Below are 20,752 nucleotides of genomic sequence, written 5' to 3' on the forward strand. Positions count from 1 at the left end.
CAACCCAGTATAAAATCGAAAAGCAACCTTACGAGCATTACACCATAGGTAATTTGCTTTTTGTCCGCGAAGATAAACGATTGAGAAATTGACCAGCTGATTCCCAATCCCAGTACCCTGATAAGCAGGAAGAGTTGCCATACCTCTTAGCTGATAACCCTTACCATTAAAACTTTCTCTGCCCTGTTGATGGAAACTAGCAACACAAACCAGAATGCCGTCTTTAAAATAACCCAAATGAAAAGAAAATTCATCATCATCGCCTTCAAAACGGCATAATTCTGAATCTAAACCTTCCCGTAAAACGAGACTTCTTACGGTAAGTGTATCTTCTGTACTTATAAATTTGATCATGTTATGGCATCTTTCCTTAGAAGGGCGATTTTTACAACTAGATCGGCAATGCGGTTTGAATAGCCAGACTCGTTATCGTACCATCCAACTACTTTAACCAGCTCGCCCACAACAGAGGTCAATTCAGAATCAAAAACGCAGGAATGTGAGTTATCAATTACATCTACTGACACAATTGGATCAGCTGTGTATTCCAAAATACCATTTAGATAACCTTCAGAAGCTATTTTAAAAGCAAGGTTGATTGATTCCGTACTTGGACGAGTTTTCAAGGTACAGGTAAAATCTGTTAATGAACCATTCAGTACCGGAACGCGAATTCCTGCACCACCCAACTTCCCATCTAAATGAGGAAATATGGTTGTTATCGCTTTTGCAGCACCAGTAGTTGTAGGTATAATTGATGCAGAAGCTGCTCTTGCACGCCGAAGATCCTTATGAGGAGCATCATGAAGATTTTGATCTCCAGTCATTGAATGTACTGTAGTAATATATCCATCAACAATCCCCCAATTATCATCAAGCACCTTAACCATAGGTGCAACATTGTTGGTTGTACAAGATGCATTTGAAAGTACAGGAGAAAGAAGATCTACCAGATGATCATTCACGCCAAGTACAACTGTTGGTACATCTTTATCAGGCGAAGGCGCTGAAATGAGTACCTGTTTAGCCCCGGCCTGTAAATGCAGACTGGCCTTTTGAATACTTGTAAATTTACCGGTTGATTCAATCACCAAGTCTATACCCAGTTCACGCCAGGGTAGTAAGGAAGGATCTTTTTCTGCAAACACATGAATTGGCTTCCCATTAACTATCAAATGGGTACCATTTGCTGTTACTGTTCCGTTAAAACCGCCATGCACGGAATCATATTTAAACAAATGGGCAAGGGTTCTAGTATCAGAAAGGTCATTAATGGCCAATACCTCAATGCCTGCTTTATTGAGCAGCGATCTCAGAGTAATTCTCCCGATGCGACCAAAACCATTAATAGCTATTTTCATGTTCAACTCGATAATAGCCCAAAGTTATTCAATTGAATGAAAAAGATGCTCTAAAAAGAATTATAGGAATGAATAATTTTAAATTTCTTATTAAGAACTGCTAAGCTGTTGAATATTGGCTAAAATTGAATGAAAATTAAGCAGATGTTCCCAAATAGTGTTTAAGAACTTACAAAACAGCTATTTAACAAACAGTAATCAGTGAATAAAAATTGAAAATCAATTTTCTACTGGAGCAATATGGTCATTAATTACCTTCCAAAGCATATCCTTAAGCTCAACTAATCCTTTTTGCGCAACTGATGAAATAAAGATAGTTGGGATAGCTGGTAATTCTCTTTTCATTTCATCCATAAGCTCATCATCAAGCATATCAGATTTACTAACCGCTAATATTCTGGGTTTTTGCATTAGTTCTGGATTATATTGTTCCAGTTCATTCAGCAAAATTCCATATTCCTCTATGATACTGCGATTTGTATCAGCCGGAACCAAAAATAATAGCACCGAATTGCGTTCAATATGTCTTAAGAATCGAATTCCAAGACCTTTGCCTTTTGAAGCGCCTTCAATAATCCCTGGAATATCAGCCATTACAAAAGATCGATTATCACGATAGGAAACGATTCCCAAATTTGGCACCAGGGTAGTGAATGCATAGTCGGCAATTTCTGGCTTTGCTGCAGAAACAACCGACAGAAGCGTTGATTTACCAGCATTCGGGAATCCTACCAAACCAACATCGGCAAGGATCTTTAATTCCAGAACCATCCATTCCTCTTTTCCCGGCTCTCCAGGTTGCGAATACCTTGGCGTTTGCTTGGTTGACGTTTTAAAATGCCAGTTTCCAAGTCCGCCTCGACCCCCAGGTGTCAGAATTTTGGTTTCTCCATCTTTGGTGATCTCAAATACAATCTCACCAGTTTCAGCATTTCGAGCAATAGTTCCCAAAGGAACTTCAAGTATTTCATCAATTCCTGTCCTGCCAGATTTCTGTCCGCTAGATCCAGGAAATCCATTCTCGGCAATTATATGTTTTCGGTATTTCAGGTGCAATAATGTCCAGAGCTGACTGCTACCTTTTATTATAATGTGCCCTCCACGTCCACCATCACCTCCATCGGGGCCTCCTTTTGAGGTTAGAATATCACGATGCAGATGAGAAGACCCTGCTCCGCCATGACCTGAACGACAACATATTTTAACGTAATCAACAAAATTTGAGCTCTGAGACATAATTTAATTTTACAGAGAACAAATTCCGGGCAGGAACCTACTTGATCTCAAAAAGATAAAATTGCTGAATTATCCAGCAATTAAAAGGTATCAACAACAGTGCAAATTGACAAGAATATTTCATCAACTGTGCCTATTCCGTTAATGCTTGTGAATTTACTCTGGTCTTTATAGTAATTTGCTACAGGAGCTGTTTTAGAATTATATTCAACAATTCGCTTACGAATCACCTCTGGATTTGCATCATCTGGACGACCGGAAGCTTTTCCTCTGTTCAATAAACGTTTTTCTAACTCATCATCATTAACAACTAGGGCAATCATACCCGAAATAGTTGAAGATTTAGAAATCAATAAACTATCTAATGCCTCGGCCTGAGCTACAGTACGAGGAAAGCCGTCAAAAATAAAACCATTTGCTTCTTTATTGGAATCCAGTTTATTACTGATCATACCAATCACCACTTCATCAGGTACCAATAAACCCTCGTCCATAAGCTTTTTAGCTTCAAGACCAAGTTCAGTTCCCATTGAAATTTCAGACCTAAGAATATCACCGGTAGATAGATGAATAAGATTAAACTTATTAATCAACTTTTCGGATTGTGTTCCTTTACCAGCTCCCGGAGGGCCAAACAGTACTAAGTTCAGCATTCGATTTCTAATTAATCCTGTTGGGTCAATACAATAGATTGATGACAGAATGGTTTACTAAAAAATTAAAAGCCTTTCCGCAACATGTAGGAAAAGGCTTTTAGCATGTGCACCTGAAGGGAGTCGAACCCCTAACCTCCTGATCCGTAGTCAGGTGCTCTATCCAATTAAGCTACAGGTGCCTTTTTAACGGACTGCAAAAATATGCTTTCTTTTTAAACTAACATAGTTTTTTTGAAAATTCTCGCAATCCCCTAAAAATCAAGACTCAATGAGCTCTGAATTAGTTAAGTGCTTCGCGAATCGCATTAAAATCAGGAAGATCGCCTGCCGATTCCAAAACCTCTGCATAAACAACCTGGTGATTTTCATCTAATACAAATGCAGCTCTTTTAGCAACGCCTTTCAAATTAAACACAAACTCATCATAAAATGCTCCATATGCTTGAGATGTTTCTTTGTTAAAATCCGACAAAAGCAGAAACTGGTAATTATTATCTTCTTTAAATTTAGCCAGAGTAAATGGAGAGTCAACAGAAATTGCCAAAACCTCGGCTCCTAAGCCATCATAATATCCAAAAGTATCACGCATAGTGCATAACTGTGTGGTGCATACTCCTGTGAAGGCCATTGGAAAGAAATGAATTACAACTTTTTTGCCTGCAAAATCTTTTAATGAAATTTCCTTTAATTCAGAACTGAATAAAGTGAAATTTGGTGCTTGTTGTCCTTTTGATAATGTCATAAAATTTATTTTTTTCTAAGGTAATATTTTTACTGAATCAACATATAATCAATAGTATATCCTTACAATTTAAGGACATAATTTAGAAATCAAGATATGGATTTAAGTTGTTTATCCATAAATGCCATTCCTTCTTCAAATGAATGAGGTGAATAACCTAATTCTAGTATTGCTTTATCAAGAATAAATCCGGTCTTTTTTGGTCTTTTCGCTGCCTGATTTAAACTTTCTGCAGTTATGGCTTTGATCAATGATTTGTTTAGTCCGTAATGATCAGCTACTCGTTCAACAATCTCCAAAATACTCATCAAATCCTTGCCAGAAACATTAAAAACTCCTGAAGCATTCTTCTTTACTGCAAGCAGGCAGCATTTAGCAAGGTCTTCTGCCAAAGTTGGCATTCTCCACTGGTCATTTACAACATTGATTGGCTCACCTTTTTCTAATGCCCCTTTTGCCCATAAAACAATATTACTTCGGCTCATATCATTTACAATACCATAAACAATAATGGTTCTTAAAATAGCCCAGCGGCAAGAAGAACTTTTCAAAATTAGCTCAGACTCAAGCTTCGTTTCACCATAATAACTTAAAGGATTAGGCTCTGCTTCTTCAGTATATGGCCCATCTTCACCGTCAAAAATAAAATCTGTTGACAAATGAATCAATTGAATATCCATCCTTTGACAAACCTCAACAAGATTTTTTACTGACTGAACATTAAGTGCATAGCATTTGGCTCTTTCTGCTTCGCATGCATCCACATTAGTCATTGCAGCTGTATGAATTATTGAATCTGGCAGATACTTGGCAACTAGTTCATTTAAACGATCCAAATCAAGAACATCTAGCTCCTCATACCTATATCCATCTTTTAAATTATGTCTGTTTGGCCCTACAGAAGTAGCAATCAACTCAATTTCGGGGTCTTGTATAGAAAGATCCGTTACTTTTTGTCCGAGCAGCCCGTTGCTACCAGTAACAATAATTTTTTTCATCTTCCAAATAAAACAGATTTTAGGTTAAGAATGTAATTTTATATGAATTTAATGAACCGATTGATCAGAATAAAGTACAAATCCTAGAAATATCATTTTCTAAATGCAAGATCAACCAACATAGCTTTACTGCGTTTTCAATACTAATTCAGTGGGAATTACTTATTCTATCCAAAAACAACTTCCATTCACCTAAAAAAACGCATTCTTTCAACGGTTGAAAAATATATCTGGAATATTGATTAAAAAACTTTTATTAAGTATTTGATTTACGGGGATAAAGAGTATTTTTGCAGACCAAAAAATGCCTCTTAAAATGGGCTTAAATTGTTGATTTAATAAAGTTTTACAAAATTTATATGCCAAACTCCGGAAAAATTGCACAGATCATCGGACCTGTAGTAGACGTAAGCTTCACTGAAAATGCACACTTGCCAAAAATTTATGATGCATTAGAGATCGTAAAAGACAACGGACAAAAGATAATTCTTGAAGTTCAGCAACACCTTGGTGAAGACCGTGTTCGCGCTATCGCGATGGATTCAACAGACGGACTTGTTCGTGGAATGAAGGTAGTAGATACCGGATCTGCTATAAAAATGCCGGTTGGAGATAAAATCAAAGGTCGTTTGTTCAATGTTGTTGGACAGGCTATTGATGGAATTGATACCATGGATAATTCTGATGGTTACCCAATCCACAATACACCTCCAAAGTTTGATGAGTTAAGTACAGAAACTGAAGTACTTTTTACTGGTATTAAAGTAATTGATCTTCTTGAACCTTACGCAAAGGGCGGTAAAATTGGATTATTTGGTGGTGCAGGTGTAGGTAAAACTGTATTGATCATGGAATTGGTAAATAACATTGCAAAAGCATATGCAGGTTTATCAGTTTTTGCCGGAGTTGGAGAACGCACACGTGAAGGGAATGACCTTTTACGTGAGTTTATCGAATCAGGCGTTATTAACTACGGCGATGCATTTAAGCATTCAATGGAAGAAGGTGGATGGGATCTAACCTCAGTTGATAAAGAAGCATTAAAAGATTCAAAAGCAACTTTGGTTTTCGGACAAATGAATGAGCCTCCTGGTGCACGTGCACGTGTTGCTCTTTCAGGATTAACAGTTGCTGAATATTTCCGTGATGGAGATGGTGAAGGCCAAGGAAAAGATATCTTATTCTTCGTTGATAATATATTCCGTTTCACGCAGGCAGGTTCTGAGGTTTCGGCTCTATTAGGTCGTATGCCTTCTGCGGTAGGTTACCAGCCAACACTGGCAACTGAAATGGGATTGATGCAGGAAAGAATCACTTCTACAAAAAGAGGTTCAATTACATCAGTTCAGGCTGTATACGTTCCTGCAGATGATTTGACTGACCCAGCGCCGGCAACAACATTTGCTCACCTTGATGCTACAACTGTATTATCACGTAAAATTGCTGAGCTTGGAATTTATCCTGCTGTAGATCCTTTAGATTCAACTTCACGAATCCTGAATGCAGCCACACTTGGCGATGAGCACTATGGTACAGCCCAGCGCGTAAAAGAAATTTTACAGCGTTACAAAGAATTACAAGATATCATCGCTATCCTGGGTATGGACGAATTATCAGAAGAAGACAAGTTGGTAGTAGGTCGCGCTCGTCGTGTTCAGCGTTTCCTTTCACAGCCTTTCTTTGTTGCTGAACAATTCACCGGACTAAAAGGAGTATTGGTTGATATTAAAGATACCATCAAAGGTTTTAACATGATTATGGATGGAGAAGTGGATGAATATCCTGAAGCTGCTTTCAATCTGGTTGGAACTATTGAAGATGCTATTGAAAAAGGTAAAAAAATATTAGCTGAGTCAAACTCATAGGAGATATTAGATGTGAGACAATAGATTTGAGACAGTCTCACATCTCATATCTCATATCATATATCTCATATCTAAAAAATATGAAATTAGAAATATTAACACCTGATAAAAAGGTTTACGAAGGAGAGATAAGATCAGTAACCGTACCTGGTACGATGGGATCTTTTGAAGTACTGAAAGACCATGCCCCTATCATTTCAACATTGGAAGATGGCAAGGTGATTATCCGTAAAGACAACACCTCTGATGAAACCATTCATATCAAAGGAGGAGTAATTGAAGTTTTAAATAATTCAATTATGGTACTTGCCGAAGGAATCCAAGATTCCTAATCATTAAACATCATTGAAAGCCCTTTTGATCGCTAGATCAGAAGGGCTTTTTTGTTTATAAGTAAAATCATCTTTCCAATTCAAAATCCAATTTTAGGCAGAAATACTCCTAAATATTGAAATAGCATATTTTCTGAACCGAAAACCGAAAACCATTTTGGTCTATATATACAATATATAATTAATAAAATTTAGTCATATAGCATATTAAATATTGAATTTTTAATTATTTCAATATTTTATTCTTTTTTAAAATAATTCCACTTGCTATTGATACTTAAATCATAAGCACTTAAATTGAGATTTATATAAATAAGGAAATGTTAAAGATTTAAATAATGATCAGCAGATTGAATTTTACATCCAAAAAACTGCTTAATCAAGGGTTAATTCCTGATAATAATGTACTATTTATTACTCTGCTATTTCCTAACATCAAGGTATAAAATTTAAAAACTCAATAAAAATTGAACGCCTTCCTCTAAAAGAAAGGCTTTTTTTAACACTAATAATTGAACTAGGAATAATGCATTTATCATCATAAAAAGGCAATAAATTACGATTTATAACAGACTAAATGGCACTAAACAAATACAGCAAAATATTAACCCAAGACCCTACACAACCTGCATCACAGGCCATGTTATATGGAATAGGACTAACTACCGAAGATCTTGCAAAAGCGCAAGTAGGAATTGTTAGTATGGGTTATGATGGAAATACCTGTAACATGCACCTGAATGATCTTGCAAAAGATGTGAAAAAAGGAGTATGGGATAATGACCTTGTAGGCCTTATGTTCCATACTATTGGAATCAGTGATGGCATCACAAATGGTACTGAAGGTATGCGTTATTCTTTGGTTTCAAGGGATCTGATTGCCGATTCAATTGAAACTGTTTGCGGAGGCCATTATTATGATGGTTTAATAGCTTTGCCCGGTTGTGATAAAAATATGCCCGGAGCAATCATGGCAATGGGTCGCTTAAATCGCCCTGCAATCATGGTATACGGCGGGAGTATTCATTCAGGTCATTACAAAGGTCAATCCTTAAATATTGTTTCGGCATTCGAAGCTTTAGGTCAGAAATTGGCAGGCAATCTAGAAGAAGAAGATTTTCAGGGAATTATTCAAAATGCTTGCCCGGGTGCTGGAGCTTGCGGAGGCATGTATACAGCCAATACAATGGCATCTGCGATTGAAGCAATGGGCATGAGTTTACCTTATAGCTCATCCTATCCTGCTTTAAGTACCGAGAAAAGACAAGAATGCCTGGAAGCAGGAAAATATATCAGAATCCTGCTTGAAAAGGATATCAAACCTAGTGATATCATGACCAAAAAAGCATTTCACAATGCAATTGTAACGGTGATGGTTTTAGGGGGTTCTACAAATGCTGTTCTGCATTTAATTGCAATGGCAAAATCAGTAGGTATAAAACTAGAGCTGTCTGATTTCCAAAAAATTAGTGATGAAACTTCTGTCATAGCAGATCTTAAGCCTAGCGGAAAGTACATGATGGAAGATGTTCATACAATTGGCGGTATGCCCTCTGTATTAAAGTATCTATTGCAAAAAGGATTGATCCATGGCGATTGCATGACCGTTACAGGAAAAACTCTTGCCGAGAATGTAGCCAATGCAGCTGACCTTGATTTCAATACACAGGATGTTATCCTACCCTATGAAAACCCGGTAAAGAAAACAGGGCATTTACAAATGCTCTACGGTAACCTTGCTCCAATGGGTTCAGTAGCCAAGATCAGTGGTAAAGAAGGTGAATCTTTCATCGGTCCGGCAAGGGTTTTTGAGGGTGAATTTGAACTGATCCATGGTATTAGTAGCGGCAAAGTAAAAGCAGGTGATGTGGTCGTGATCAGGAACGTAGGACCAAAAGGGGCTCCGGGAATGCCAGAGATGTTGAAACCAACTTCTGCCATCTTTGGTGCAGGGTTGGGAGCATCAGTTGCACTGATCACAGACGGCCGATTCTCTGGCGGTACTCATGGCTTTGTTGTTGGGCATATCACTCCTGAAGCATTTGAAGGCGGAAACATCGGACTCGTAAAAGATGGTGATACCATTGAAATCAGTGCTACTAAAAATTCCATTAATGTCATGATCTCTGATCAAGAGATAGAGAACAGAAGAAAATTATGGAACCAGCCAGCTCCACCTGTTAAGAATGGAGTTCTATTTAAATATTTTAAACAGGTAAAGAGCGCATCCGAAGGCTGCGTTACTGACGAAGAATAAATAACTCAACGATCGAATGATTGATTTAAAGATCAGCTTAAATCACAATAAAAGAGAATATTATGGAAACTGAGCAGCAAGAATTGAGCAACCCAGCAGGAATAGAAACCATTGAAGTTTCAGGTTCTGTAGCTCTACTCGAAGCATTGATCACAGAGGGTACTGATGTTATATTCGGATATCCCGGTGGAGCAATCATGCCCATCTATGATGCATTATACGACTACAAAGAAAAATTAAACCATATTCTTGTTAGACATGAGCAAGGCGGTATCCATGCCGGACAAGGTTTTGCAAGAACATCAGGAAAAGTAGGTGTTGTATTTGCAACCAGTGGTCCAGGTGCAACCAATCTTGTTACCGGTCTTGCCGATGCAATGATTGACAGTACTCCTCTGGTATGTATTACCGGGCAAGTATTTGCACACTTATTAGGTACTGATGCTTTTCAAGAAACAGATGTAATCAATATCACAACCCCAGTTACTAAGTGGAACTACCAGATCACTGATGCAACCGAAATTCCAGAAATAATCAGCAAAGCTTTTTACATCGCAAGAAGCGGCAGACCAGGGCCAGTGTTAATTGATATCACCAAAAATGCACAGATACAGAAATTTGATTACAGTGGGTATACTCCTTGTAATCATATTCGCAGCTATCGTCCAAAACCTTTGATCAGAAAGGAATATATCACTCAAGCCGCAGAATTAATCAATCAGGCAAAAAAACCATTTGTTATTTGGGGCCAGGGGGTTATACTTGGAGAAGCTGAACAAGAATTCAAGACTTTTGTTGAAAAAAGCGGAATCCCATCAGCATGGACCATACTTGGTGCCGGAGCCATCCCTACAGACCATCCGCTGAATGTAGGTATGCTAGGAATGCATGGAAATTATGGCCCCAACGTTCTTACCAACGAATGTGATGTACTGATAGCCATAGGCATGAGATTCGATGACCGTGTAACTGGACGTCTGGATAAATATGCTAAACAAGCAAAAGTCATTCATCTGGATATTGACCCATCTGAAATAGATAAAAATGTTCAAACAACGGTTCCAGTTTGGGGTGATTGCAAAGAAACTATTCCTGCTTTAACAGAACTTATTAAGCAAAAAGAACATAAGGAATGGCTACAAAAATTTAGAGATTTCGACAAAAATGAGATTGAAGCAGTAATTCATAATGAACTACATCCTACAAGCGGAGAACTTACCATGGGAGAAGTTATTCACCAGTTGAATATACTTACAAAAGGAGAAGCTGTAATTGTTACTGATGTTGGTCAGCACCAGATGGTGGCCTGTAGGTATGCCAAGTTAAATAACACCAGAAGCAATATTACTAGCGGTGGGCTAGGGACTATGGGATTTGCCCTTCCTGCAGCAATTGGTGCTAAATTTGGCGCCCCAAACCGTACAGTGGTAGCTATTATAGGTGATGGAGGATTTCAAATGACCCTTCAGGAACTTGGAACAATCATGCAAAGTGGCATTGATGTGAAGATTCTGATTTTAAATAATAGATTTTTAGGTATGGTGAGGCAATGGCAAGAGATGTTTAATGATCATCGTTATTCATTCGTTGATATTGCAAGCCCTGACTTTGTTGCAGTAGCCGCTGCGTATAAAATTAAAGGTAGAAGCATTTCTGAACGGGAAGATGTGACTACTGCACTGCTTGAAATGCTAAACAATAAAGGTTCCTTCTTATTGGAAGTGATGGTAACTAAAGAAAACAATGTATTTCCAATGGTGCCGCAAGGATGCAGTGTGAGTGAGATCAGATTGAAATAATAACTATTCAACAGAACTACGAAAAAAACAAGATGAGCAATCAGAACGATACAGAAAAACCGTCAGGAAAACAGGAATACAATATAACTGTATATACCGAGAATCAGATCGGTCTCCTGAATAGGATCGCGATTATTTTCACCAGACGCAAAATAAATATTCATAGTCTGAATACTTCACCATCTGAGATAGAAAGTATCCACCGTTTTAATATTGTGGTTCAGGAAACTGAAGACGTGGTAAGAAAGCTATCCAGACAAATTGAAAAACAGGTTGAAGTATTGAAAGTTTATTTCAATACAAATGAAGATGTGATCTGGCAGGAACTTGCCCTTTATAAGGTTCCAACAGATATTATTGCAGAAAAAGCAAGTGTAGAGCGTTTACTTCGTGAAAACGGTGCGCGTGCAGTTGTGATCCGTAAAGATTATACTGTTTTTGAAACTACAGGGCACCGTGAAGAAACAGATGCGTTGATCAAAATTCTACAACCTTTTGGCCTGATCGAATTTGTTCGCAGTGCACGGGTGGCCATCATCAAAGATAGTGATGGCTTTAACCGCAAATTACGTGAATTTGAAAAAGCAGAACCTGGCGATGAAGTAGCTGAGAATGAATATCTTAATAACGGACAGAAGATCTTTACGATGTAGGTCAATCTGAAAATAAAACGATTTAAATAAATAACATTAAATAAAAACAAAAAGTAAAAACAAAACAATATGGCAAAGATCAATTTCGGCGGGGTTGTAGAAGAGGTAGTAACCCGCGAAGAATTCCCCTTAGACAAAGCTCGTGAAGTTTTAAAGAATGAAACCGTAGCAATAATTGGCTATGGGGTTCAAGGTCCGGGACAAGCATTAAACCTGCGCGACAACGGCATCAACGTAATTATCGGTCAGCGTAAAGACTCCAAAACATGGGATAAAGCTATCGCTGATGGCTGGGTACCTGGAGTAACTCTGTTTGAAATTGAAGAAGCTGCTGAAAAAGGTACAATCATTCAATATCTGTTATCAGACGCAGGTCAGATTGCACTTTGGCCAACAATCAAAAAATACCTTACTCCCGGAAAAGCACTTTACTTTTCACACGGATTTGGTATTACATACAAAGAACAAACAGGAATTATACCCCCAGCAGATGTAGATGTAATATTAGTTGCACCAAAAGGATCAGGTACTTCATTACGCCGTCTTTTCTTAGCAGGCAAAGGCCTTAACTCTTCTTTTGCAATACATCAAGATGCAACGGGCAATGGTAGAACACGCGCTATCGCACTAGGTATTGGCGTTGGTTCAGGATACTTATTCGAAACGGATTTCCGTAAAGAAGTATACTCAGATCTAACCGGTGAGCGTGGTACATTAATGGGCGCTATCGCCGGTATTTTCGAAGCACAGTACAATACACTGCGCAGAAATGGCCACTCGCCTTCTGAAGCTTTCAACGAAACTGTTGAAGAACTCACTCAAAGTTTAATGCCTTTGGTTGCAGAGAATGGGATGGATTGGATGTATGCTAATTGTTCAACAACTGCACAACGTGGAGCACTTGATTGGAAAGGTCGCTTCCGTGATGCAACCCAGCCAGTTTTTGATGAATTATACGAGAGTGTGGCATCAGGAAAAGAAGCTGAGCGTACTATTAAATTGAACAGCCAGCCTGATTACCGCGTAAAACTTGAAGCCGAATTAAAAACTCTTCATGACAGCGAAATCTGGCAAGCGGGCCAGGCGGTAAGAAGTTTACGCCCTGAGAATCAACCGGAGAAGTGATAAGTAATAAGTGATAAGTAATAAGTGATAAGTTATAAGTGATAAGTGATAAGTGATAAGTAATAAGTTGTAGGTTATAAGTAGAAGCCATATTGCTGAAACTTAAAACTTACAACTTATACCCTACAAACTATGGCACAAACAGTGTTTGATAAGATATGGAATGAGCACCTGGTGGGCAGTAATGCGGGTTTTCCGGACACCTTATATATTGATACACACTTAATCAATAAAATAACAAGTCTGGCTGCTTTTGAAGGCTTACGCAAACGCCATATTCCTGTTTACAGACCCAAGCAAACAAGTGTAATTACTGAAAAAGAATCCCAGCACATTCCTCTAAGCGAACTGGCACGCTTTCAGCTTGACATGCTCAATAGGAACTGCAATGATTTCGGCTTAAACAAAATAGAACAGCTTCGTTTAAACCAGTTATGCCCATACGTTAGTTATCCAGGACAAACAATTGTATGTGATAAACAATTGTCGAATATTTTGGGTGCATTAGGGTCAATTGCTATTGAAATAAGTGAATTACATGTAGAACAAGTACTTGCTACTCAATGCATGCTGATCCATAAACCGAAACGAATGAAAATAGAGGTTAATGGCAAATTGGCTAAAGGTCTTGAAGCAAAGGATATTAACCATTACCTATTGTCAGAGATTGCTGCAGATGTGGCTAAGGGTCATTTTATTGAGTATGCCGGCGATACCATTCTCAATTTAGAAATTGAGGGCCGAATGACAATTTGTAAAATGAGTAAAGCAATTGGTGCTATTGGAGGGCTTATAGCCCCAGATGAAAAAACCTTTGCTTATATCCAAAAAAACAGCACAATAATGGAATCTGTTAATCAAGATATTGCATATCAAGGTGAACTGTTCTCAGATGACAGTGCGGTATTTGATGAGGTTCTTGAATTCGACGCAGAAGATATTGGTCATGGCAACTTTGGTATCGGCTTATCAAAACTTATACAATCAACTACTCAGAGTGCAGATAAGATTGCACTCGACACTTCTGCCATTTTATCAGGATACAACGATACAGATTACCTGTTAAGCAGACTTGAAAATATTGAAGAATTTGAAAATTCAAAGCATTATAAACTCTTGAATGAAAGTTGAATTCAAATTAAGAGAAAAGGGTCCAAAGCAGTATACTGTTTCGGATCACAATAAAGCAAACAAGCTTTATTTAAAATAAAAAATATGTTACACGACCCAAGCCGCATCTATATTTTTGACACCACCCTAAGGGATGGAGAACAGGTACCCGGATGTCAGCTATCAACAGTAGAGAAAATCGAAATTGGCAAGGCACTTGAAAATCTGGGTGTTGATGTTATTGAAGCTGGATTTCCTATTTCAAGCCCTGGTGATTTTCAAAGTGTACTTGAGCTATCAAAAGCAGTGCGCGAACCTGTAATCTGTGCATTAACACGAGCTAATAAAGGTGACATTGATTGTGCTGCAGAAGCATTAAAATTTGCAAAAAGGCCACGCATACATACTGGAATAGGAGCATCCGATAATCATATAAAATACAAGTTCAACAGTACCCGTGAAGCAATACTTGAACGTGCGGTTGATTCGGTAAAATATGCCAAGAGTTTTGTAGAAGATATTGAGTTCTATGCCGAAGATGCAGGTAGAGCAGATAATGAATTTCTGGCAAAAATGGTTGAAGCTGTTATCGCAGCAGGTGCTACGGTAGTTAATATTCCCGATACCAACGGTTATTGCCTGCCAGAACAATACGGCGAAAAGATTCGCTTTCTGAAAGAAAATGTTAAAAATATCGATCAAGCAATTATTTCGGTGCATTGCCATAATGACTTGGGCTTGGCTACTGCCAACAGCATTGCTGGTATTCAAAATGGCGCACGCCAGGTAGAATGTACTATCAATGGTATAGGAGAGCGTGCAGGTAATACCGCATTGGAAGAAATTGTAATGATCCTTAAAACTCATCACAGCCTCAACTTTACTCACAAAGTGAACAGTAAGCATTTATACGAGTTAAGTGGGATGGTTAGCCGAATGATGCGTATGCCCGTTCAACCCAATAAGGCAATCGTAGGCAAAAATGCATTTGCTCATAGTTCAGGAATTCATCAGGATGGTGTATTAAAACATAGAGAAACCTATGAGATCATTAATCCAGAAGATGTTGGCATTGACCAGTCAGAAATCATATTAACTGCCAGAAGTGGCCGTCATGCATTAAACCATCATCTGGAACGTCTGGGCTATACTATTGAGCGCATTGACCTGGATCAGGTTTACGAACGATTTCTTACCCTGGCAGATGGCAAAAAAGAGATCAAAGACGATGATATCCTGTTCCTGATGGGACATGAGTCTGAAAATAATTATAAAAATGGTCTTGCAATTAAAAGTTTGAAGGTAGCATGTGGTGATCAGGCAAGCCCAATGGCCACAATAGTTTTAAACTACAAAGGAAAAGATAACCAAGCAACTGCAACCGGAAATGGACCGGTAGATGCAACGATCAAAGCAATTGAAAAGATCATTGGTCAAAGCTTCAATATCAAAGAGTTTAATATTCATGCAATTCATAGTGGCAGCGATGATGTCAGCAAAGTAGATATGCGAGTAACTCATGATGGTAAATCTTATGTAGGTTATGGATTTAGTACTGATATCGTCAGAGCATCGGCAAATGCCTATGTGGATGCGCTGAATAAGTTTGTTTAGTAAAAAACAAGTTATAAGTAATAGGTTATAAGTAATAAGTTATAGGTTTTAGGTTATTGGATTGATATTAGAAAAATTGAATAAAATCTATTCCTAAGTATTAAATATTAAAAAAAAAAATATGAGCAAAACATTGTTTGATAAGGTGTGGGATACTCACGTAGTTCGTAAGATTGAAGGCGGGCCTGACGTATTATTTATAGATAGACACCTCATACACGAGGTTACAAGCCCTGTAGCATTCCTCGGACTTAAAAGCAGAGGTATAAAAGTTTTATACCCAAAGCGTACTTTCGCAACAGCTGATCATAATACACCAACCATTAACCAGCATTTACCTGTTCAGGATCCTCTTTCTGCGAACCAGTTGAAGGCTTTAGAATCAAATTCTAATGAATATGGTATCAGTTACTGGGGATTAGGACATCAAAAAAATGGCATCGTTCATGTTGTTGGACCAGAATACGGCATTACACAACCAGGTGCTACAATTGTTTGTGGTGATTCACATACATCAACCCATGGCGCTTTTGGTGCCATCGCTTTTGGTATTGGAACATCTGAAGTTGAAATGGTACTTGCTACTCAATGTATCATGCAAGAGAAGCCAAAGAAAATGAGGATAAATATCAATGGGAAACTAGGGAAAGGAGTCACGCCTAAAGATGTTGCCTTATTTATCATATCTCAGCTTTCTACTTCAGGAGCAACCGGATATTTTGTGGAATATGCCGGCGAAGTTTTTGAAAATATGACGATGGAAGGCCGTATGACCGTTTGTAACCTGAGTATAGAAATGGGTGCAAGAGGTGGAATGATTGCACCAGATGAAACAACCTTTAATTATGTAAAGGGCCGTGAATTCAGTCCAAAAGGCGAAGCTTGGGATAAAGCACTTACTTATTACCAATCATTAAAATCAGATTCAGATGCCATTTTCGACATTGAATACTCTTATGATGGTGCTTCTATTGAACCTATGATCACTTACGGAACCAATCCGGGAATGGGCATGGGAATTTCAAATTCTATTCCAAATGCGAATGATGTAGAAGGCGGAGCCGCATCTTATGCTAAATCACTGAATTACATGGGATTCAATGAAGGAGAATCAATGATGGGTAAGACCGTAGATTATGTATTCATTGGAAGCTGTACCAATGGTCGTATTGAAGATTTTAGAGCTTTCACATCTATCGTGAAAGGCAAGAAAAAAGCAGACCATGTTACGGCATGGCTTGTGCCAGGATCTCATATTGTTGAAGCTCAGATTAAAGAGGAAGGATTGCTCGATATTTTAAATGAAGCCGGATTTACTTTGCGTCAGCCTGGTTGCTCAGCATGCCTTGCCATGAATGACGATAAGATACCGGCCGGAAAATATGCTGTAAGTACGTCAAACAGAAACTTTGAAGGCCGTCAGGGTCCAGGCTCAAGAACGATGCTTGCTAGTCCGCTGGTTGCAGCAGCTGCAGCTATTACCGGTGTTGTTACTGATCCAAGAACTCTTATTTAATAACTAGCGAACATTCGCAAAAAGAAAATAAAATGGCTTACGATAAATTCAATATATTAAAAAGTACCGCAGTTCCTCTTGCAATTGAGAATGTTGATACTGATCAGATTATACCAGCACGCTTTTTAAAAGCTACTGAACGTGTAGGATTTGGGGATAATCTATTTCGCGATTGGAGGTATAATCCAGACCATACTCCTAAATCAGATTTCGTGCTCAATAACCCTTTGTATAGTGGCAAAATTCTTGTGGGTGGCAAGAATTTTGGTTCTGGATCATCAAGAGAGCATGCAGCATGGGCAGTATATGACTATGGTTTCAGATGTATAGTATCAAGTTTTTTTGCCGATATCTTTAAAAATAATTGTCTGAATATTGGAGTTTTACCGGTTCAGGTAAGTGCAGATTTTGCCGAAAAAATCTTTCGTGCAATTGAAGCCGATCCTAAAACTGAGATTGAAGTTAATCTTCCGGAACAGCGCATCTGTATACTATCCACCGGTGAAAAAGAAACATTTGACATAAGCTCATACAAAAAAGACAATATGGTCAATGGCTTTGATGATATAGATTACCTGCAAAACATTAAAACTGAAATAGAAGCATTTGCTTCAAAACTTCCTTTATAATATTAAGAATATCTAAATGGGAAAAAGGAAAATAGAAATAATGGATACTACACTCCGCGATGGTGAACAAACATCTGGAGTGTCCTTTTCTATATCAGAAAAACTAACAATCACTCAACTGCTGATTGAAGAACTCAAAGTTGACAGGGTTGAGATTGCTTCGGCAAGGGTTTCGGAAGGAGAGTATGCATCTGTTAAAACTATTATGGACTGGGCCAACCTACATGGCTATACAAACAGAATAGAAGTGCTTTCATTTGTTGATCATGGAGTATCTGTTGAATGGATGGCTAATGCTGGAGTTAAGGTTCAGAATTTATTAACTAAAGGTTCTTTGAACCATCTGAAACACCAGCTTAAAAAAACACCTGAACAACATTTTGCAGAAATTAAGGATGTCATCCAATTAGCGCAAAGCCATGGCATTTCAAGCAATGTATACCTTGAAGATTGGAGTAATGGCATGCGTAATTCGCCGGAATATGTGTATCAATATCTTGATTTTCTATCTACACAACCTATAAAAAGAATTTTGTTGCCTGATACCCTTGGGGTATTGACTCCTCATGAAACTTATAAGTACATTTCTGAGATAAAATTACGCTATCCAAGCATACATTTTGATTTTCATGCTCATAATGACTATGACTTGGCAAATGCAAACATTCTAGAAGCAATCAGAGCAGGTGCCGACGGATTGCATTTAACGGTAAATGGTATGGGCGAAAGAGCAGGAAATGCCTCTATTGCAAGCGCGGTAGCTACCATCAACGACTTTTTGCCTGAAGTAGAGATCAATATAAACGAAGAAGCCATCTATACGGTCAGCAAATTAGTTGAAACTTTTTCTGGAATCCGAATTCCATCTAACAAGCCAATTGTTGGAGAGAATGTATTCACTCAAACAGCAGGCATTCATGCCGATGGGGATAGTAAAAACAATTTGTATTTCAATGATTTACTCCCCGAGAGATTTGGCAGAAAACGCACCTATGCCCTTGGCAAAACATCAGGAAAGGCTAATATTGAGAAAAACCTTCAGGAACTAGGGCTTAAACTCAGTGGCGAGGATTTAAAAAAGGTAACCCAGCGTGTTATTGAGCTAGGTGATATGAAAGAAACTGTAACCAGAGAAGATTTGCCCTATATCATTTCTGATGTATTGAATAGCACGTCAACTATTGATAAGGTTATAATCGAGTCATATGTATTAACTCATTCAAAAGGATTAAGACCTTCTGCAACAATATCAGTTAGAATTGACGGTGAACTTTTTGAAGAAAATGCGCAAGGCGACGGACAGTTTGATGCTTTTATGAAAGCACTTTCTAAAGTATATGCTAAAAAGCAGTTATCGCTGCCAAAATTGATTGATTATGCGGTTAGAATTGCACCAGGAAGTAATTCGGATGCACTATGCGAAACAATAATAACTTGGGAAACACAAAATAAGAAATTTATAACTAGAGGTCTGGATTCAGATCAAACTGTTTGTGCGATAAAATCGACACAGAAGATGCTTAATATTATTTAAAAATAGTTGTCAGTTAGCTGTTGTCAGTTATCAGACAAACGACTACTGAAAACAGATTTAAAATATTGAAAAAGGATCAAGGAGTAAGGAGCAAAGAGTAAGGAAAAAAATAGGAGTAAACTATAAAATTTCATTAAGAATTTAACCAAAAACAACCAAATTTAAAGAATAACATCTTTTTAAAAAGAATTCTAGATGGCCTATAACAGATAACAGATAACTGATAACAGATAACTTATAAAAAAATGAAATTAAATATCGCCCTTTTAGCAGGAGATGGAATTGGTCCTGAAGTAATTGATCAGGCTGTTAAAGTATGTAATGCCATTGCTGCAAAATTTAGTCATGAAATTAATTGGACATCTGCATTAACAGGGGCCTGTGCCATAGATGCCTGCGGCGAGCCCTATCCCGACTCAACACATGAAGTTTGTATGGCAGCTGATGCAATTCTGTTTGGAGCTATTGGGGATCCTAAATACGATAATGATCCAAAAGCACCTGTTCGTCCGGAGCAGGGTCTATTGAAAATGCGTAAAAAACTGGGATTATTCGCAAATGTTCGCCCTACTTTTACTTTTCCTTCTTTGATAGATAACTCTCCATTAAAAAGAGAACGTATTGAAGGAACTGATTTGATCATCTTACGTGAATTGACAGGAGGTATTTATTTTGGTGAACGCGGAAGAAAAGATAATGGAAATACTGCTTTCGATACCTGTACCTATACACGCGATGAAATCACCCGTTTAGCAAAATTGGGTTTCGAGATGGCAATGAACAGAAGTAAAAGACTTTGCTGTGTAGATAAAGCCAATGTTCTTGAAAGCTCACGTTTATGGCGTGAAACAGTCCAAGACATGGAAAAAGATTATCCTGAAGTAACCGTTAGTTACGAATTTGTAGATGCTGTAGCGATGCGACTTGTTCAATGGCCAAGCACCTACGATGTAATGATTACTGAAAATCTGTTTGGAGATATCTTAACTGATGAGGCCTCCGTTATTTCAGGATCAATGGGATTAATGCCTTCTGCATCAATCGGCCTTCACACCTCATTATTTGAGCCAATACACGGTTCTTACCCTCAAGCTGCAGGTAAAGATATTGCTAATCCTTTGGCAACTGTGCTTTCGGCAGCTATGATGTTTGAAGATGCTTTTGGATTAAAAGAAGAAGCTGAACTGATTCGAGTAGTGGTAAACAAATCTTTAGCTGAAGGTATTGTTACAGAAGATATTGCCGGAAAGAACAAAGCTTATAAAACCACTGAAGTGGGTGATTGGCTGGCAAAAAATATTTAAATCATTAAGGCTGGCAAGAGC

Annotated in this window: 18 protein-coding genes and 1 tRNA gene; 12 read left to right on the top strand and 7 right to left on the bottom strand. The window is 38.1% G+C overall.

Annotation, left to right across the window (positions count from 1 at the left end):
- The 7 genes from ACIQZ6_RS07260 to ACIQZ6_RS07290 all read right to left on the bottom strand — a co-directional run.
- Positions 1-354: GNAT family N-acetyltransferase (locus tag ACIQZ6_RS07260; RefSeq protein ID WP_395809640.1), on the bottom strand; the 354-nt coding region annotated here is incomplete at its 3' end.
- A complete protein-coding gene (gap, locus tag ACIQZ6_RS07265) occupies positions 351-1,361 on the bottom strand; it encodes a type I glyceraldehyde-3-phosphate dehydrogenase (RefSeq protein WP_395809642.1) in 1,011 nt (336 codons plus the stop codon). The genes gap and ACIQZ6_RS07260, both read right to left, overlap by 4 nt.
- Before the next feature lie 219 nt (positions 1,362-1,580).
- On the bottom strand, positions 1,581-2,597 hold the full coding sequence (gene obgE / locus ACIQZ6_RS07270; protein ID WP_395809644.1) for a GTPase ObgE: 1,017 nt from the start codon (positions 2,595-2,597) through the stop codon (positions 1,581-1,583).
- 80 nt (positions 2,598-2,677) lie between these two features.
- Positions 2,678-3,250 (bottom strand): adenylate kinase, encoded by a 573-nt coding sequence (locus tag ACIQZ6_RS07275; RefSeq protein ID WP_395809646.1) that lies wholly within the window; start codon positions 3,248-3,250, stop codon positions 2,678-2,680.
- Positions 3,251-3,358: 108 nt separating this feature from the next.
- Positions 3,359-3,432, bottom strand: a tRNA-Arg gene (locus tag ACIQZ6_RS07280).
- Positions 3,433-3,533: 101 nt separating this feature from the next.
- Positions 3,534-3,995, bottom strand: a complete 462-nt coding sequence (locus ACIQZ6_RS07285; protein ID WP_395809648.1) for a redoxin domain-containing protein — start codon at positions 3,993-3,995, stop codon at positions 3,534-3,536.
- A gap of 89 nt (positions 3,996-4,084) precedes the next feature.
- Complete coding sequence (locus ACIQZ6_RS07290) at positions 4,085-4,993, bottom strand: SDR family oxidoreductase (RefSeq protein ID WP_395809650.1); 909 nt, start codon at positions 4,991-4,993, stop codon at positions 4,085-4,087.
- A 359-nt stretch (positions 4,994-5,352) separates the two neighbouring features.
- On the opposite strand from ACIQZ6_RS07290, the gene atpD reads away from it, so the two are divergent.
- From atpD to leuB, 12 genes are all read left to right on the top strand, one after another.
- On the top strand, positions 5,353-6,858 hold the full coding sequence (gene atpD, locus ACIQZ6_RS07295; protein ID WP_395809652.1) for a F0F1 ATP synthase subunit beta: 1,506 nt from the start codon (positions 5,353-5,355) through the stop codon (positions 6,856-6,858).
- Between the two features lie 80 nt (positions 6,859-6,938).
- On the top strand, positions 6,939-7,190 hold the full coding sequence (gene atpC / locus ACIQZ6_RS07300) for an ATP synthase F1 subunit epsilon (RefSeq protein ID WP_395809654.1): 252 nt from the start codon (positions 6,939-6,941) through the stop codon (positions 7,188-7,190).
- A 577-nt stretch (positions 7,191-7,767) separates the two neighbouring features.
- Positions 7,768-9,447: a dihydroxy-acid dehydratase gene (ilvD, locus tag ACIQZ6_RS07305; protein ID WP_395809656.1), complete on the top strand. Its 1,680-nt coding sequence runs from the start codon at positions 7,768-7,770 to the stop codon at positions 9,445-9,447.
- 62 nt (positions 9,448-9,509) lie between these two features.
- The gene (ilvB, locus tag ACIQZ6_RS07310) at positions 9,510-11,246 is read left to right on the top strand and encodes a biosynthetic-type acetolactate synthase large subunit (RefSeq protein ID WP_395809658.1); all 1,737 of its coding nucleotides are present in this window, start codon (positions 9,510-9,512) and stop codon (positions 11,244-11,246) included.
- 32 nt (positions 11,247-11,278) lie between these two features.
- A complete protein-coding gene (gene ilvN / locus ACIQZ6_RS07315) occupies positions 11,279-11,899 on the top strand; it encodes an acetolactate synthase small subunit (RefSeq protein ID WP_395809660.1) in 621 nt (206 codons plus the stop codon).
- A gap of 69 nt (positions 11,900-11,968) precedes the next feature.
- A complete protein-coding gene (gene ilvC / locus ACIQZ6_RS07320; RefSeq protein WP_395809662.1) occupies positions 11,969-13,024 on the top strand; it encodes a ketol-acid reductoisomerase in 1,056 nt (351 codons plus the stop codon).
- 132 nt (positions 13,025-13,156) lie between these two features.
- Positions 13,157-14,155: an aconitase family protein gene (locus ACIQZ6_RS07325; RefSeq protein WP_395809664.1), complete on the top strand. Its 999-nt coding sequence runs from the start codon at positions 13,157-13,159 to the stop codon at positions 14,153-14,155.
- Positions 14,156-14,239: 84 nt separating this feature from the next.
- Positions 14,240-15,748 (top strand): 2-isopropylmalate synthase, encoded by a 1,509-nt coding sequence (locus tag ACIQZ6_RS07330; protein ID WP_395809665.1) that lies wholly within the window; start codon positions 14,240-14,242, stop codon positions 15,746-15,748.
- A 121-nt stretch (positions 15,749-15,869) separates the two neighbouring features.
- Entirely contained in the window at positions 15,870-17,264 is a 1,395-nt protein-coding gene (leuC, locus tag ACIQZ6_RS07335; protein ID WP_395809667.1) for a 3-isopropylmalate dehydratase large subunit, read from the top strand.
- Between the two features lie 32 nt (positions 17,265-17,296).
- Positions 17,297-17,893 (top strand): 3-isopropylmalate dehydratase small subunit, encoded by a 597-nt coding sequence (gene leuD / locus ACIQZ6_RS07340; RefSeq protein WP_395809669.1) that lies wholly within the window; start codon positions 17,297-17,299, stop codon positions 17,891-17,893.
- A 16-nt stretch (positions 17,894-17,909) separates the two neighbouring features.
- A complete protein-coding gene (locus ACIQZ6_RS07345) occupies positions 17,910-19,427 on the top strand; it encodes an alpha-isopropylmalate synthase regulatory domain-containing protein (RefSeq protein ID WP_395809671.1) in 1,518 nt (505 codons plus the stop codon).
- A gap of 245 nt (positions 19,428-19,672) precedes the next feature.
- Positions 19,673-20,731, top strand: a complete 1,059-nt coding sequence (leuB, locus tag ACIQZ6_RS07350) for a 3-isopropylmalate dehydrogenase (RefSeq protein ID WP_395809673.1) — start codon at positions 19,673-19,675, stop codon at positions 20,729-20,731.
- The last annotated feature ends 21 nt before the right edge of the window (positions 20,732-20,752 follow it).

Source organism: Daejeonella sp., assembly GCF_044348475.1.
Classification (GTDB): Bacteria; Bacteroidota; Bacteroidia; order Sphingobacteriales; family Sphingobacteriaceae; genus Daejeonella.